This is a genomic window from Xenorhabdus ehlersii, assembly GCF_003610465.1.
In the GTDB taxonomy this organism is placed as follows: Bacteria; Pseudomonadota; Gammaproteobacteria; order Enterobacterales; family Enterobacteriaceae; genus Xenorhabdus; species Xenorhabdus ehlersii.
Map to the genome: position 1 here is coordinate 1 of NZ_RAQI01000005.1, position 17,443 is coordinate 17,443.

Here is a 17,443-nt window from a genome sequence, read left to right on the forward strand (position 1 = left end):
GGGGAGGAGCCCAGAGCCATCAGCGATATGAGTGTCAGGAGAACGGTCTGGAAAGGCCGGCAGTAAAGGGTGAGAGCCCCGTATCCGAAGACACTGGTATTTGTGAGCTCAACGAGTAGGGCGGGACACGTGGTATCCTGTCTGAACATGGGGGGACCATCCTCCAAGGCTAAATTACTCCTGACTGACCGATAGTGAACCAGTACCGTGAGGGAAAGGCGAAAAAGAACCCCGGCGAGGGGAGTTGAAAGAGAACCTGAAACCGTGTACGTACAAAGCAGTGGGAGCCTTTGATTTATCAGGGTGACTGCGTACCTTTTGTATAATGGGTCAGCGACTTATATTCTGTAGCAAGGTTAACCGCATAGGGGAGCCGCAGGGAAACCGAGTCTTAACTGGGCGTTAAGTTGGCAGGGTATAGACCCGAAACCCGGTGAATCTAGCCATGGGCAGGTTGAAGGTTTGGGTAACACTAACTGGAGGACCGAACCGACTAATGTTGAAAAATTAGCGGATGACTTGTGGCTGGGGGTGAAAGGCCAATCAAACCGGGAGATAGCTGGTTCTCCCCGAAAGCTATTTAGGTAGCGCCTCGTGAAGTCATCTTCGGGGGTAGAGCACTGTTTCGGCTAGGGGGTCATCCCGACTTACCAACCCGATGCAAACTGCGAATACCGAAGAATGTTATCACGGGAGACACACGGCGGGTGCTAACGTCCGTCGTGAAGAGGGAAACAACCCAGACCGCCAGCTAAGGTCCCGAAGTCATGGTTAAGTGGGAAACGAAGTGGGAAGGCTCAGACAGCCAGGATGTTGGCTTAGAAGCAGCCATCATTTAAAGAAAGCGTAATAGCTCACTGGTCGAGTCGGCCTGCGCGGAAGATGTAACGGGGCTAAACCATGCACCGAAGCTGCGGCAGCGACACGAATGTGTTGTTGGGTAGGGGAGCGTTCTGTAAGCCGGTGAAGGTGAACTGTGAGGTTTGCTGGAGGTATCAGAAGTGCGAATGCTGACATAAGTAACGATAAAGCGGGTGAAAAACCCGCTCGCCGGAAGACCAAGGGTTCCTGTCCAACGTTAATCGGGGCAGGGTGAGTCGACCCCTAAGGCGAGGCTGAAAAGCGTAGTCGATGGGAAACAGGTTAATATTCCTGTACTGGCCATAATTGCGATGGGGGGACGGAGAAGGCTAGGCAAGCCGGGCGACGGTCGTCCCGGTTTAAGTGTGTAGGTGGGATAACTTGGCAAATCCGGTTATCCAGGACACTGAGGCACGATGACGAGGCATTACGGTGCTGAAGTTGCTGATGCCCCGCTTCCAGGAAAAGCCCCTAAGCGTCAGATTATGGTCAATCGTACCCCAAACCGACACAGGTGGTCAGGTAGAGAATACTCAGGCGCTTGAGAGAACTCGGGTGAAGGAACTAGGCAAAATGGTGCCGTAACTTCGGGAGAAGGCACGCTGGCGTTAGGTGAAGAAACACGCTTTCGGAGCCGAGGCCAGTCGCAGATACCAGCTGGCTGCAACTGTTTAATAAAAACACAGCACTGTGCAACACGAAAGTGGACGTATACGGTGTGACGCCTGCCCGGTGCTGGAAGGTTAATTGATGGGGTTAGCCGCAAGGCGACGCTCTTGATCGAAGCCCCAGTAAACGGCGGCCGTAACTATAACGGTCCTAAGGTAGCGAAATTCCTTGTCGGGTAAGTTCCGACCTGCACGAATGGCGTAATGATGGCCAGGCTGTCTCCACCCGAGACTCAGTGAAATTGAACTCGCTGTGAAGATGCAGTGTACCCGCGGCAAGACGGAAAGACCCCGTGAACCTTTACTATAGCTTGACACTGAACCTTGAGCCTTGATGTGTAGGATAGGTGGGAGGCTGTGAAATGTGGACGCCAGTCTGCATGGAGCCATCCTTGAAATACCACCCTTGAATGTTTGATGTTCTAACGTCGGCCCGTTATCCGGGTTGCGGACAGTGTCTGGTGGGTAGTTTGACTGGGGCGGTCTCCTCCCAAAGCGTAACGGAGGAGCACGAAGGTTAGCTAATCACGGTCGGACATCGTGAGGTTAGTGCAATGGCATAAGCTAGCTTGACTGCGAGAGTGACGGCTCGAGCAGGTGCGAAAGCAGGTCATAGTGATCCGGTGGTTCTGTATGGAAGGGCCATCGCTCAACGGATAAAAGGTACTCCGGGGATAACAGGCTGATACCGCCCAAGAGTTCATATCGACGGCGGTGTTTGGCACCTCGATGTCGGCTCATCACATCCTGGGGCTGAAGTAGGTCCCAAGGGTATGGCTGTTCGCCATTTAAAGTGGTACGCGAGCTGGGTTTAGAACGTCGTGAGACAGTTCGGTCCCTATCTGCCGTGGGCGTTGGAAGATTGCAAGGGGCTGCTCCTAGTACGAGAGGACCGGAGTGGACGCACCACTGGTGTTCGGGTTGTCATGCCAATGGCACTGCCCGGTAGCTAAGTGCGGAAGAGATAACCGCTGAAAGCATCTAAGCGGGAAACTTGCCTTAAGATGAGTCTTCCCTTGTCCCTAGAGGACACTGAAGGAACGTTCGAGACGAGGACGTAGATAGGCCGGGTGTGTAAGCGTTGCGAGACGTTGAGCTAACCGGTACTAATGACCCGTGCGGCTTAACCTGACAACACCGAAGGTGTTTTGGGGTTTGAGAGAGAGAAGTTTCAGAGAAAGCAGGCTTGTTCGGGATTGAAAACAGAATTTGTCTGGCGGCAACAGCGCGGTGGTCCCACCTGATCCCATGCCGAACTCAGCAGTGAAACGCCGTAGCGCCGATGGTAGTGTGGGGTCTCCCCATGTGAGAGTAGGACACTGCCAGACATTCAATTAAATGCTTGTTGCCGGCATAAAAGGCAGCAGGATAAAGAAATTCGGTGGTGCGGTAGTTCAGTTGGTTAGAATACCGGCCTGTCACGCCGGGGGTCGCGGGTTCGAGTCCCGTCCGCACCGCCACCGTATTTAGATGAAACCCTGAGAGATGTCTCTCAGGGTTTTTTCTGTTGCCTAATCTACAGCTTATTGCTTATATCCTTATCAATGATTTTAAATTCGTATTTTTCATTTAGATGCTAAATGAGCTTATTTACGTTTTATTTTATTCCATTAGAGCGATGATCTTTTAATGTATATACCAATCGCCATTGAAGATGCTTGATTTCTTATCCAAATCAGATCATGCATGCAACCATGAAAATTCATCTGACACCAGAACAAAAACACGCCCTTGAATTGATGCATGATACTACTCGCGACAGTCGAGTCTGTGATCGCATTAAGGCGGTGCTTTTGGCCTCAGAAGGTTGGACTGCTCAGATGATTGCACAGGCCTTGCGTATTCATGAAAGTACGGTCAGCCGTCACCTGAAAGATTTTATCGCGCAGGAAAAGCTCACCCCAGAAAATGGCGGCTCTGAAAGCCATCTCTCTGCCGAACAAACCGCCGACCTGATTGATTATTTGACCGCCAATTTGATGCATACCACAACCCAAATTGTGGCCTATGTCCAAGCCCGTTGGCAGGTTTCTTTCAGCGTGGGCGGAATGACAAAATGGCTTCACCGCCAAGGTTTCAGCTATAAAAAACCCAAGGGTGTTCCTCATAAATTCGATGCGCACAAACAGCAACAATTTATTGATGACTACAAGGCGCTGAAAGAGGAAGCGGGGCAGAATGAACCGATCCTATTTATTGATGCGGTGCATCCTTCACAGTCCACAAAGCTCAGCTATGGCTGGATGAAAGCAGGAAAAATCAGGTAAAAGGGATCGAAACCACCGGCAGTCGTACCCGTCTCAATATTCTGGGCGCCCTGAATTTACAACGGATTGAAGACACCGTGATCCGTGAATATCCGCGCATCAATGCCGAAAATATCGCCTATTTCTTCGGTGCGCTCCGAGAAACTTACCCGCTTTCGCAAAAAATCCACATCATTTTGGATGGAGCGGGTTACCATCGAGCCGAGTTGGTGAAAGATATTGCGTATGTCCTGAATATTGAATTGCATTACCTCCCGCCTTACAGCCCAAACCTCAATCCGATAGAGCGATTGTGGAAGTATATGAATGAGCAAGTGCGTAACAATATCTATTTTCCGGATGCGAAGACCTTCCGTGAAACTCTTCGTCACTTTTTTCATGTCACTTTGCCAGAAAAAGCGAAAGAGCTCACGACTCGACTGACTGATAATTTTCAGATTTTAAAACCTGCATCTTCAAGTTAGATTGGTATAGTGGAATAATTACAGCTTTTATAAATTAATTAATTTTATCAAAATAATTTTAATTAATCTTATCCTTATATGTCCTTACCCGATAGAAATTTATTTTTTAATATTAAATAAATCAATCTACTCATTCTAATGAGTAATTGTTTTACTAATATGTTGTGCTGTTATTATATAGTTACACAACCTTGTTGCTTTTTTAAGCACTAGAGATTGAAATCAATTACCAAGATGTCATATTAGTGGAGATAAAGGTGTTGAGGTAAGCTGGGGGAAACTTGATCAGGAATAGTTATTTAAGAAAAAGCTGGGCGAGAAAAGATTACGCTCAAAAAAATTTTGCCATGAGATATGTTGCTGGACAGCCTGTGGAACGGGTTTTCCCTACTTCTAAGCAATTACTTGAGGATGAGTCGCTACCACGTGGAGAACCGCTTCTTGACCATAATCGTGAGCTTTCTGTTGCCATCTGGAATATCTATAAACAACAGCGTCCATCATGGCAGTATGTTTTGGCTTCTTTGATTGAGAAGAGTGACCTTGTCTTGCTACAAGAAGCACAAACGACCCCAGCTTTATTGAAATTCATTACAGACAGCGGCTTGGTCGCGGACCAGGTTCCTGCATTTGCTATCCCTCAACACCCATCAGGTGTGATGACATTGTCCTCGTCTTCACCAGTTTATTGCTGTCCGCTGCGTGAAAAAGAACCGATATTTAGGCTATCTAAATCGTCATTAATTACAATTTATCCATTGCCAGACAAACGCCAGTTAATGGTGATAAACGTGCATGCCATTAACTTTAGCCTTGGTGTTGATGTTTATAGTCGACAATTAAATAACATTGGTATTCATATAAGCTTACATAACGGCCCCGTCATTTTTGCTGGAGATTTTAATACGTGGAGTCGGCAGAGGTTAAAAATATTAGAACGTTTTGCACACCGTATGCATTTGGAAGAAGTATATTTTAATGATGATCATAGAACGATTGTTTTTGGCAAACCGCTGGATTTTGTTTTTTATCGTGAATTAAAAGTTTCCCGTGCAGCAGTTGTAATGACCGGTGCTTCTGATCATAACCCATTGATGGTGAACTTCTCTTTATGACGATTTCTCTATGTGATGATAACTGATGGATAAAGTGGCGTATTGATCTTGCAGAGAAAAGATAAAAAAGCGTCGGAGATTATCGACGCTTTTTGAAACATACTTGAATAGTTTATTGGTTAGAAGAGCGTTTTGCTGATAGTTTCTTCTTCACACCGAAGAAATAGGCTAGAGTCAGAATAAATACCCAACCCAGACCAACATATAGCGCGTCTCTTGTTTGCTCAAAATAACCCAGTAATGCGATGACACTGACCATGAAGACAAGCGTGATTATCGGGGCTATAGGCCACATCGGAATTGGAAATTTCAATGTCTTGACTTCTTCCGCACTCATTTGGCGACGCATGGCAATTTGCGAGATTAAAATCATCAACCATACCCAGACGGTTGCAAATGTGGCAACGGAAGCGATAAGAATGAAGATCTCTTCAGGGATCAGATAATTTAGCACTACGCCAAGTAACAGAACCGCAGTCATGACAAGAACCGTCATCCATGGCACACCATTACGAGTTAATTTTTTGAATGATTCGGGAGCCTGTCCTTCTTGTGCCATACCATACATCATCCTGCCCGCACCAAAAATATCACTATTGATAGCGGAAATAGCAGCAGTAATCACGACCACATTTAAAATATTTGCGGCTGAATTAATTCCCAAATTGGAAAAGATCTGTACAAATGGGCTTCCATCCTGACCAATTTGATTCCATGGATAGATGCTCATCAGGATACACAGAGTCAAAACATAGAAGATCAAGATACGAAACGGGACAGCATTAATTGCCTGAGGGATTGTTTTTTCTGGATTTTTTGCTTCACTGGCAGTGATACCAATGACTTCTATGCCACCAAAAGCGAACATAACAATGGCGAATGAAGCTATCACCCCACTGATACCATTTGGCATAAAACCACCATGCTCCCATAAATTGGACAGACCGGTTGCATGTTCGGTTGCTTGCCCGAAACCGTAAAACATAATGGCAAGGCCACCGATAATCATGGCCATAATGGCAGTGACTTTAATGATTGAAAGCCAAAACTCCATTTCACCAAAGATTTTTACGTGGCACAGATTCAAGGCACCAATAAAACATACAATCCCTAAAACCCAAATCCACTGATCAACATGTGGGAACCAGAGCTTCATATACGTGCCGAATGCAGTAACATCAGCCAGGCAAACAAACAGCATTTCAAGAATATAAATCCAACCAGTTAAAAAACCGGCCAAAGGTCCCAGATAATGGCTGGCATATTGCGAAAAAGAACCAGAAACAGGATGGTGAACGGCCATTTCGCCAAGTGCTCTCATCACGATAAATACGGCAGCTCCGCCGAGTAAATAGGCCAGCAATACAGCGGGACCAGCTTGCTGTATTGCTGCTGCTGAGCCATAAAACAGCCCCGTGCCTATTGCAGAGCCTAAAGCCATAAAACGGATGTGCCGCACGCTTAGACCCTGTTTAAGCTGATTTTCATTATTTTGCATTCGTTATTCCCATCAATCCTTTCAGCCTGAGAGTATTTAGGCATACGATGCTCTGTCTGGCGTGAGATGCCAGCAAAAGCAACCTGGTACAATACCATAAAGATGGATGTTCGCGGGATAGATATCTGTAATAATAACGGGCAGTTTATTAAAACCAGAGTTTTTTTATGATTTACCCAATAAATGAAATCTTCCAAACTTTACAGGGAGAAGGCGTGTTTACCGGTGTACCTTCGGTTTTCATTCGATTGCAAGGATGTCCGGTAGGGTGCAGTTGGTGCGATACCAAACATACGTGGGAAAAAGAGGCTGATAAACAGCAACCGATGGAAAATATCTTGCTGAAATCGCAAGACAGCGATCTGTGGGGCATTGCCACTGCAAGACAATTGCTGAGTATATTCACTCGCCAAGGTTACAGTGCGAAGCATATTGTCATTACCGGGGGAGAACCGTGCTTATATGATTTGTGTCCTTTGACTGAAACACTGGAAAGTGAAGGCTATCAATGTCAGATAGAGACGAGTGGTACACATACGATTCAGTGTTCTGATAAAACGTGGGTGACGGTTTCTCCGAAAGTGAAAATGCGCGGAGGCTATCAGGTCTTGCCTGAAGCTATTAAACGCGCTGATGAAATTAAGCACCCTGTCGGGCGGCGGCGCGATATTGAAGCATTAGATGAATTATTGACTATGCTTGATGGAAATCCTACTCCGGTTATTGCCTTACAGCCGATCAGTCAGAAAGAAGATGCTACTCGCCTGTGCATCGAAACGTGCATTGCCCGTAATTGGCGTTTTTCGATGCAAACCCATAAATACTTAAATATCGCTTAAATCTGATTCAGCACCAGGCTCTGGTGCTGAATCCTTATTCTCCCCGATAGATACAACCTGCGCTACAAGTCTCTTTAACCATAACAGCACTGAGTTGAGGCAATGTCGGTTTTAACTTCTCCCAGATCCACTTGGCCAACACTTCGCTGGTTGGATTTTCAAGCCCGGGAATCTCATTGAGATAGTGGTGATCGAGCTGTTCCCAGACAGGTTTAAAGGCAGTTTTGACATCGGCAAAATCCATGAGCCAGCCACTAAGCGGATCGACTTCTCCGGTGACCTCCAGACGTACCATAAATGAATGCCCATGCAAACGCCCACATTTGTGCCCTTCCGGTACGTGTGGAAGGCGATGTGCTGCTTCGAATTGAAAATCTTTAAAGATGGTTGTACTCATTGTGCTTTCCCCTGATTTCAAAAGGTCGGCTATTCTACCTGAACTTTGCGAGCTTAACGTGATTTTTCTGGAAGTAAAAAGCACAATGCTTAACGACTTTATTGATATATTAAATCTGTAAATAAAGTTAGGCGTTTTGGTTATGAGATATTGCGATCCTTTCTTTAAATACCGCTCCCATTCTGGGATAACCTTAATCAATTCATGTTCATGACTGGATTGATTCCTGCATCTTTTACAACATGGATACTGGCTATAGCAAAAGGCACTGGGACAATGACCGCAAAACCACCTTCAATTGCATTACTACCTGTTTCTCCAGAACAATTATCACGCTTGCAATCTGCAATTAGCGATTTTTCTCCCCATCAATTAGCTTGGTTGTCTGGCTATTTTTGGGGAATGGTAAATCATCAGCCACAAACTGGTGCAGAGACACCGGCCGTTTCCGTACAGGAAACCGTGACGTTGCTTTCCGCATCGCAAACAGGCAATGCCCGTCGTCTGGCTGAACAGCTAAGAGATTCACTATTAGCTGAAAATATCAATGTAAATTTAATTAATGCTGGTGACTATAAATTTAAGCAAATTTCCCAGGAACGTGTATTGATTATTGTTGCTTCAACACAAGGTGAAGGTGAACCCGCAGAAGAAGCTGTAGCACTCCATAAGTATCTCTATTCCAAAAAAGCGCCATCAATGAAAGAGACGATATATGCCGTATTTGGCCTTGGGGATACGTCATATGAAAACTTCTGTCAGGCAGGGAAAGATTTTGACAGTCGTCTGCATGAGCTTGGTGCCCAGCGCCTACTGGATCGTGTTGATGCTGATGTGGAATATCAAGCACAGGCTGCTCAATGGCGTCAGCAAATTACGGCTATTTTGAAGCAGCGTTTGTCAGTACAAGCAAATGCTGTCACTTCGCCAGCTACTGCATCGATTATTCCAGCGCATGTCAAGGAAACCCAAACGTATACCAAAGAAAGCCCTCTAATGGCCTCTCTGTTGACTAACCAGAAAATAACGGGACGTGGTTCTGACAAAGATGTTCGCCATATTGAAATTGATATAGGGGATTCAGGGCTGTGTTATCAACCAGGGGATGTCCTTGGAGTCTGGTTTGAAAACGATCCGGTTTTAGTGGATGAATTAATAGCCCTGCTTTGGTTGGAAGGTTCAGAACAGGTCAATGTGCATGGAAAATCCCTTCCATTGCGTGAGGCGCTGATTAGCCATGTAGAGTTGACCCAAAATACCGGTGTGATTGTTGGGAAATATGCAGCGTTGGCGAAAGATGAAAAACTGTTATCGCTAGCCGCTAACAAACAAGCATTGCAGCAATATGCCCAGGCAACACCCATTGTAGATATGGTCAGAGCTGCTGCTTCACATCCAGAAGCCCAACAATTTATTGATTTATTGCGCCCACTGACACCACGTCTCTATTCCATCTCCTCTTCACAATCTGAAGTGGAAAACGAAGTCCACATTACCGTGGGAGTCGTTCGTTATGACATTGAAGGACGTGCCCGTACAGGCGGAGCGTCGGGTTATCTGGCGGATCGTTTGCAGGAAGATGACAACATCCGTGTGTTTATCGAACAGAACGACAATTTCCGTTTACCGGCCGATCCTAATACACCAATCATCATGATTGGGCCGGGAACAGGGGTTGCTCCGTTTAGGGCATTTTTGCAACACCGTGATAGTCAGGGAGCTGAAGGTAAAAACTGGCTGTTTTTTGGTAACCCACATTTTGTTGAAGATTTTCTTTATCAGGTTGAATTTCAGCGCTATGTGAAAGAGGGCTTATTGACCCGCATGGATCTGGCATGGTCAAGGGATCAGCAGCATAAAGTCTATGTACAAGACAAACTGCGTGAACAGGGAGGAGAAGTCTGGCGCTGGATTCAGGATGGCGCTCATCTGTATGTTTGTGGCGATGCGAATCGCATGGCAAAAGACGTAGAACAAGCCCTATTGGACATTATTTCACAACATGGTGGCATGGATGCTGAACAGGCTGATGAATTCTTGAGTGAATTGCGCCTTGAGCGCCGTTATCAGAGAGATGTTTACTAATATGAGCAATGTGAGCAAAGAAAAACCAGATCCTTTGATCGTTGAAGGCAAACTTGCAGACAGTGAACGCATGAAGTTGGACAGCAATTATCTGCGAGGAACGATTAGCGAAGATTTAAAAAATGGGCTGACAGGCGGATTTGAGGGGGATAATTTCCTCCTTATCCGCTTTCATGGCATGTATCAGCAAGATGACCGTGATATTCGGGCTGAGCGTACAGAACAAAAACTTGAACCGCGCCATGCCATGATGCTGCGTTGTCGCTTGCCTGGGGGAATTATTACCCCAAAACAGTGGCTGGGCATTGATCGGTTTGCGACAGAAAATACGTTGTATGGCAGTATTAGATTGACCAACCGCCAGACATTCCAGTTTCATGGGATCTTAAAAAATAATCTTAAGCCTGCACACCAATTATTAGCACAGATGGGGTTGGATTCACTGGCTACTGCCAACGACGTCAATCGTAACGTGTTGTGTACATCTAATCCGGTGCAATCTGCGTTACACCAACAGGCTTACGAGTGGGCGAAAAAAATATCGGAACATCTGCTGCCTCGTACCAATGCGTATGCTGAAATCTGGTTGGATAAAGAAAAAATCGCAACAACCGATGAAGAACCGATTCTTGGTACTACTTATCTGCCACGTAAATTCAAAACATCGGTGGTGATCCCGCCACAAAATGATGTGGATCTGCATGCCAACGATATGAACTTTGTCGCCATTGCGGAAAATGATCAATTAATTGGCTTTAACGTATTAGTGGGTGGGGGATTAGCCATGACCCACGGCGACAAAAAAACCTTTCCACGGCTGGCGAGTGAATTTGGTTTTATTGCACTGGAGCACACACTGGCAATTGCAGAGGCGATAGTTACCACCCAACGTGATTGGGGTAACCGAACTGACCGTAAAAATGCGAAAACTAAATATACCCTTGAACGTGTAGGCATTGAAACCTTCAAACAAGAGGTTGAGAAACGTGCTGGCGTGAAATTTGCGACAATTCGCCCGTATGAATTCACTGGTCGGGGTGATCAAATTGGTTGGTTAAAAGGCATCGATGATCAATGGCATCTGACCTTATTTATTGAAAATGGCCGTGTACTGGATTATCCCAACAAGCCATTAAAAACTGGGATTGCAGAAATTGCGAAAATCCATAAAGGGGATTTTCGTCTGACTGCCAACCAAAACCTGATTGTGGCAGGGATACCTGAGGGTGAAAAATCGCAGATCGAAGAAACTGCCCGTGCTCATGGTTTAATTGACGATAGCGTGACAACTTTGCGTCACCATGCTATGGCTTGTGTTTCATTTCCTACTTGCCCGTTAGCGATGGCCGAAGCAGAACGTTTCCTGCCGACTTTTGTCGATTATGTTGATGCATTAATGGAAAAGCATGGTGTTGGTGATGAAGAGATCATACTGCGTGTTACAGGCTGTCCGAATGGATGTGGCAGGGCGATGCTGGCAGAAATTGGGTTGGTGGGTAAAGCGCTTGATCGTTATAACCTGCATCTTGGGGGAAATCGCATAGGTGATCGAATTCCCCGCATGTACAGGGAAAATATCACATCAGCAGAGATCCTTGAGATACTGGATGAATTAATTGGTCGTTGGGCATCGGAACGTCATGTCGATGAATGTTTCGGTGATTTTCTGATCCGTGCTGATATCATCAAGCCAGTATTGAATTCAGCCGTCGATTTTTATGATTGGCAGGAGGCAGTATGAGCCGACTGAATTTATCGGAGCTGGTGGTATTGGCTCCAGAGCAGCAAATCACGTCATTGGCAGAAATCAATCAACAACTGGAGATGTTGGATGCCAGTGAACGTGTGAGATGGGCATTGGAACATCTGTCTGGTGAATTTGTGCTTTCCTCTAGTTTTGGTATTCAGGCGGCAGTTTGCTTGCATCTTGTGACACAGGAGTACCCTGATATTCCTGTGGTTCTTACCGATACGGGATACTTATTTCCTGAAACTTATCAATTTATCGATAAATTGACTGAAAAACTCAACCTGAACTTGAAGATTTTTCGTGCAGAATACTCTCCGGCTTGGCAAGAAGTACGTTATGGCAAATTATGGGAACAGGGAATAGAAGGGATTGAACGTTATAACCAAATCAACAAAGTTGAGCCGATGAATTGTGCATTAAAAACGCTACAGGCACAAAGCTGGTTTGCGGGCTTGCGTCGTCAGCAATCAGAAAGCCGGACTAATTTACCTGTGCTGGCAATTCAACGGGGAGTTTTTAAAATCCTGCCTATAATTGATTGGAATAATCGGCAGGTTCACCAATACCTGACCAAGCATGGCCTTGAATACCATCCATTATGGGAGCAGGGTTACCTTTCTGTCGGAGATACGCATACCACCCAAAAATGGGAACCAGGTATGAGTGAAGAACAAACCCGTTTTTTTGGCCTGAAACGCGAATGTGGTTTGCACGAAGGTTAATTTAATATTTTAGCTCACAATAATTTCTATTAGACAGCGCATCTCGCAAAAAGAAGCGCTGTTTTTTTATTCTGAATTTCTTGCTTAATCGACCTTATAACATACGAAAAAATTAGCTTATGCGATTCAGGAACAAATAATTACTTTTTGTCATTTCATAACCTGATCACAGCCTCATATATTCATCCTCTGGTTATCATAATAATTAAGAGCTATATCCTTTGTGACTTGAAATCCATAGGGTAGAACATGAACAGGTTCTAACGCAGGATGGTATCGTGGATTATTTACCTTTATTTATTGAGCTTAAAGCCCGATCTGTACTGCTGGTTGGAGGCGGAGAAATCGCCTCTCGCAAAGCAGACTTATTACTTCGTACTGGTGCAGCGTTAACGGTTGTTGCTCCTAAGCTACATGCAGAACTGCAACAACGCCATCAAACAGGAGAATTTGAGTGGTTACAGGGAACGTTTAAAACAGAATATCTTGATGGTGTATTTTTAGTGATTGCCGCCACAGACGATCACAACCTAAATCAACATATTTTTGCCGAAGCCAATAAGCGCGCTATCTTGACCAACGTTGTGGATAACCAACCGCTCTGTTCGGCCATTTTCCCATCAATTATTGATCGCTCCCCGATTATCGTGGCGATCTCATCGGCTGGAAAATCTCCGGTATTAACAAGATTATTGCGAGAAAAGCTGGAGTCTTTGCTTCCATTTAGCCTTGGTACGATGGCAAATATTGCGGGGCGCTGGCGCGAACGCGTGAAACAGCGTCTTACTTCCATACGTCAACGGCGTCATTTTTGGGAAAAGGCGTTTAATGGGCGTTTTGCCACACTGATCGCCAATGGGCAATTACAACAAGCAGAAGAGCAACTTGAACTGCAGTTGGCACAAGATGATTCTCATTCTCAAGGAGAACTCGCGCTGGTAGGCGCTGGGCCAGGTGATCCAGGGTTATTGACTTTAAAAGGTTTGCAGGTGATTCAGCAGGCTGACGTCATTCTTTATGACCATTTAGTGAGTGCAGAAATTCTGGAATTAGTTCGCCGTGATGCAGACAAAATCTGTGTTGGAAAAAGGGCGGGTAATCACTCCGTGGCGCAGGAAGAAATCCATGCACTGATCATCAAATTAGCGAATCAGGGGAAAAAAGTGGTTCGCTTAAAAGGGGGGGATCCCTTTATTTTTGGTCGTGGTGGAGAGGAGTTACAGATTGCAGCAGCAGCAGGGATTCCTTTTCAAGTCGTGCCCGGCATTACAGCAGCAGTGGGCGCTTCTGCTTACGCAGGTATCCCATTGACCCACAGAGAACACGCGCAAAGCGTCACCTTTATTACCGGACATTGCCGTGAAAATGGCAATGAATTGGATTGGCCAGCACTAGCGCGGGGCAATCAAACATTAGCCATTTATATGGGGATCATGAAAGCAGCCTTGATCAGCCAAAAGCTGATTTCACACGGTCGGGATAGCAATACCCCCGTTGCCGTGATTGGTTGTGGCACTCGTCCAGAACAGCAAGTATTGACCGGGACATTATCTGAATTGGAGCGATTGGCACAAGAAGCACCATCACCCGCCTTGCTGGTAATAGGAGAAGTGGCTCAACTCCACTATCAGATAGGATGGTTTGAAAGCAAAAATGCTGCTGATCAAGTAAATCGCCCTGCTGTGATTGATTTAGTATAAGGAGTGCCCAATGGACGAAAAAAGACTGACACACTTACAGCAACTTGAAGCTGAAAGTATCCATATTATTCGGGAAGTGGCTGCTGAATTTACCAACCCCGTCATGCTCTATTCGATTGGTAAAGATTCCTCTGTGATGCTACATCTTGCACGTAAAGCATTTTATCCGGGAAAACTGCCTTTCCCTTTATTGCACGTAGATACAGGCTGGAAATTTCAGGACATGTACGACTTCCGTGATCGCACAGCGGAAAAATATGGTTTTGAGTTACTGGTTTACCGCAATCCACAAGGAGAGGTGTTGGGAATTAATCCTTTTATTCATGGCAGTGCCAAACATACCGATATCATGAAAACAGAAGGATTGAAGCAAGCACTGGATAAATACGGCTTTGATGCAGCATTTGGCGGAGCGCGGCGTGATGAAGAAAAATCGCGAGCCAAAGAACGAATTTACTCATTCCGTGACCGCTCCCATCGTTGGGACCCCAAAAACCAGCGTCCTGAACTTTGGCGCAACTATAACGGCCAGATTAACAAAAGGGAAAGTATCCGCGTCTTCCCGTTATCCAATTGGACAGAATTGGATATCTGGCAATACATCTATTTGGAGCAGATCGATATCGTCCCCCTTTATTTTGCTAAATCTCGTCCGGTTGTTCAGCGTGAGGGAACATTAATTATGGTTGACGATGATCGAATCGACCTGAAAGCCGGGGAAGTCATTAGCCAGCGTAAAGTGCGCTTTAGGACACTTGGCTGCTGGCCGCTGACAGGAGCTGTGGAATCAGAAGCAGAAACGTTGCCGGAAATCATTGAAGAAATGCTGATATCGACCACTAGCGAACGGCAAGGGCGGCTGATTGACAGTGATCAGTCAGGTTCTATGGAGCTGAAAAAGCGCCAGGGTTATTTTTAAGGAGTCCAGATATGCCAGCACTTGCATATAATGAAACTATTGCTAGTCAGATCAAGCAACAAGGCGGAGTTGAAGCCTATCTTCGGACGCAGCAGGAAAAAGGATTACTGCGCTTTTTAACCTGCGGTAGCGTGGATGATGGCAAAAGTACCCTAATTGGACGTTTGCTGCATGACACCCGTCAAATTTATGAGGATCAACTTGCAACTTTACAAAGCGATAGTAAGCGAATAGGGACTCAGGGAGAAAAGCTCGATCTGGCTTTATTAGTTGATGGATTAGCGGCTGAACGGGAACAGGGTATCACCATTGACGTCGCATATCGTTATTTCTCCACGGAAAAGCGTAAATTCATCATTGCGGACACACCAGGGCATGAACAATATACCCGCAATATGGCGACAGGCGCTTCAACCAGTAATCTTTCCATTTTATTGATCGATGCACGCAAAGGTGTTCAGGAACAGACTCGCCGCCACAGTTTTATCAGTACCTTGCTGGGTATTCGTCACTTGGTGGTGGCAGTCAATAAAATGGATTTGGTTGGATATCAGCAAGAGCTATTTGAACAGATCAAGCAAGATTATTTGAATTTCGCAGCACAATTACCTACTGACCTAAACATCTATTTCGTCCCCATTTCGGCGTTGGAAGGGGATAACATTGTTACCCGCAGTGCAAAAATGGTATGGCACAGGGGAGAAACGCTACTGGATATCCTGGAATCCGTGGACGTAAAAACAAAAGCGACGGAGCAACCCTTGCGTTTCCCCGTACAGTATGTCAACCGCCCTGATCTTGATTTTCGTGGATATAGCGGCACATTGTCATCGGGGATTTTATGGCAAGGCCAGCAAATAAAAGTTATGCCGTCTGGTGTGATTTCTACAGTGGAAAGAATTGTCACTTTTAATGGCGATCTCACATTTGCCGTACCCGGAGAGGCTATTACCGTCGTATTAAAAGATGAAATAGATATTAGCCGTGGTGATTTATTGATTGCTGTTGAAGATCAAATGAGCGCGACCCGCCACGCTTTGGTTGATGTCGTCTGGATGTCAGAACAGCCACTGATTCAAGGGCAAAGTTTGGATATCAAAGTCGCGGGCAAAAAAAGCCGTGGTAAAGTCGATAATGTTCAATATCAAGTGGATATTAACAACCTGACACAGAAAGTCGCGGTTGAGTTACCCCTCAATGCCATTGGGCGGGTGGAATTTTCATTTGATGAACCTTTATTGCTCGACAGTTACGCGCAAAATGCAGATACCGGTGGCATTATCCTAATTGATCGTCTAACCAATGTTACCGTAGGCGCGGGATTGGTGCGTGAAATCCAGGCAGATGTTTATGAAGAGCCTAAAGGATACAGTGAGTTTGAACTGGAACTTAACCAATTAGTTCGTCGCCACTTCCCACACTGGGGAGTACGTGATCTATTGGGAGGAAAATAAGTGGCTCAGGATAATATCGTCTGGCATTCACATGTTTTGGATAGGGCACAGCGGGAAAGCGCAAATGGACATCCTGCACGGGTGATTTGGTTCACAGGATTGTCTGGCTCAGGAAAATCCACTCTTGCAGGGGCATTGGAGCAGGCATTGTTTGCACAGGGTATCAAAACATACTTACTGGATGGCGATAATGTGCGTTATGGCCTGTGCAGTGATTTGGGCTTTTCTGAAATAGATCGGCAGGAAAATATCCGACGAGTCGGTGAAGTCGCAAAATTGATGGTTGATGCGGGGTTAATTGTCCTGACAGCATTTATTTCTCCCCATAAAGCAGAACGGCAAAAAATACGTGAACTAATGGAAGAGGGACGATTTATTGAAGTGTATGTCGATACACCACTGGAGGTATGTGAGGCCCGTGATCCCAAGGGACTATATAAAAAAGCACGAGCGGGAGAATTGCGCAATTTCACCGGAATTGATGCTGCCTATGAAGCTCCCGAACAGCCAGAAGTCTATTTAGATGGTTCACAGTCTGTAGAATCTTTGATTGAAAAACTGCTTTTTGCCCTGAAAAACGACGATATCCTGCCAATTTAACGACCAAACCCAACAAACTGTCATGAAACACATTATTATTGTTAGTGAAATAATGTGTTTCTACACTCATTTAATGCAATGCATTTCTATTATGTCGTGCAATC

11 protein-coding genes, 1 tRNA gene, 2 rRNA genes and 1 pseudogene are annotated in these 17,443 nt (G+C 45.6%); 13 read left to right on the top strand and 2 right to left on the bottom strand.

Translation table 11 applies throughout. The features are described from left to right. From BDE27_RS14790 to BDE27_RS14810, 5 genes and pseudogenes are all read left to right on the top strand, one after another. Positions 1-2,660: ribosomal RNA gene (locus BDE27_RS14790) — 23S ribosomal RNA — on the top strand; the annotation flags it as partial. Between the two features lie 81 nt (positions 2,661-2,741). After that, positions 2,742-2,857, top strand: a 5S ribosomal RNA gene (rrf, locus tag BDE27_RS14795). 55 nt (positions 2,858-2,912) lie between these two features. Further along, positions 2,913-2,989, top strand: a tRNA-Asp gene (locus BDE27_RS14800). A 234-nt stretch (positions 2,990-3,223) separates the two neighbouring features. Next, positions 3,224-4,260 (top strand): annotated as a pseudogene (locus tag BDE27_RS14805) (IS630 family transposase). A gap of 281 nt (positions 4,261-4,541) precedes the next feature. Further along, positions 4,542-5,375 carry an endonuclease/exonuclease/phosphatase family protein gene (locus BDE27_RS14810; protein ID WP_255430622.1) on the top strand — a complete coding sequence of 278 codons (834 nt, stop codon included), beginning with the start codon at positions 4,542-4,544 and terminating at the stop codon, positions 5,373-5,375. 112 nt (positions 5,376-5,487) lie between these two features. On the opposite strand, the gene BDE27_RS14815 is transcribed toward BDE27_RS14810, so the two are convergent. Beyond that, positions 5,488-6,873, bottom strand: coding sequence for an amino acid permease (locus BDE27_RS14815; RefSeq protein WP_099131523.1), 1,386 nt, complete (start codon positions 6,871-6,873; stop codon positions 5,488-5,490). Between the two features lie 167 nt (positions 6,874-7,040). Here BDE27_RS14815 and queE point away from each other — a divergent pair, with 167 nt between their 5' ends. After that, positions 7,041-7,712, top strand: a complete 672-nt coding sequence (gene queE, locus BDE27_RS14820; RefSeq protein WP_099131524.1) for a 7-carboxy-7-deazaguanine synthase QueE — start codon at positions 7,041-7,043, stop codon at positions 7,710-7,712. 34 nt (positions 7,713-7,746) lie between these two features. Here queE and queD read toward each other — a convergent pair whose 3' ends face one another. Next, positions 7,747-8,109, bottom strand: a complete 363-nt coding sequence (queD, locus tag BDE27_RS14825) for a 6-carboxytetrahydropterin synthase QueD (RefSeq protein WP_099131525.1) — start codon at positions 8,107-8,109, stop codon at positions 7,747-7,749. 276 nt (positions 8,110-8,385) lie between these two features. Between queD and cysJ the strand changes: the two genes are divergently transcribed. The 7 genes from cysJ (at position 8,386) to cysC (ending at position 17,339) form a co-directional block, all read left to right on the top strand. Next, entirely contained in the window at positions 8,386-10,194 is a 1,809-nt protein-coding gene (gene cysJ, locus BDE27_RS14830; RefSeq protein ID WP_099131704.1) for an NADPH-dependent assimilatory sulfite reductase flavoprotein subunit, read from the top strand. Between the two features lies 1 nt (position 10,195). Then, positions 10,196-11,935, top strand: coding sequence for an assimilatory sulfite reductase (NADPH) hemoprotein subunit (gene cysI / locus BDE27_RS14835; protein WP_099131526.1), 1,740 nt, complete (start codon positions 10,196-10,198; stop codon positions 11,933-11,935). Continuing rightward, the gene (locus BDE27_RS14840) at positions 11,932-12,666 is read left to right on the top strand and encodes a phosphoadenylyl-sulfate reductase (protein WP_099131527.1); all 735 of its coding nucleotides are present in this window, start codon (positions 11,932-11,934) and stop codon (positions 12,664-12,666) included. Before cysI ends, BDE27_RS14840 begins: the two co-directional genes overlap by 4 nt. 278 nt (positions 12,667-12,944) lie before the next feature. After that, positions 12,945-14,366 (top strand): siroheme synthase CysG, encoded by a 1,422-nt coding sequence (gene cysG, locus BDE27_RS14845; RefSeq protein ID WP_099131528.1) that lies wholly within the window; start codon positions 12,945-12,947, stop codon positions 14,364-14,366. Between the two features lie 10 nt (positions 14,367-14,376). Further along, entirely contained in the window at positions 14,377-15,285 is a 909-nt protein-coding gene (gene cysD / locus BDE27_RS14850) for a sulfate adenylyltransferase subunit CysD (RefSeq protein WP_099131529.1), read from the top strand. A gap of 11 nt (positions 15,286-15,296) precedes the next feature. Next, positions 15,297-16,739, top strand: a complete 1,443-nt coding sequence (gene cysN / locus BDE27_RS14855) for a sulfate adenylyltransferase subunit CysN (RefSeq protein WP_099131530.1) — start codon at positions 15,297-15,299, stop codon at positions 16,737-16,739. Further along, the gene (gene cysC, locus BDE27_RS14860; RefSeq protein WP_099131531.1) at positions 16,740-17,339 is read left to right on the top strand and encodes an adenylyl-sulfate kinase; all 600 of its coding nucleotides are present in this window, start codon (positions 16,740-16,742) and stop codon (positions 17,337-17,339) included. Positions 17,340-17,443: the final 104 nt, after the last annotated feature.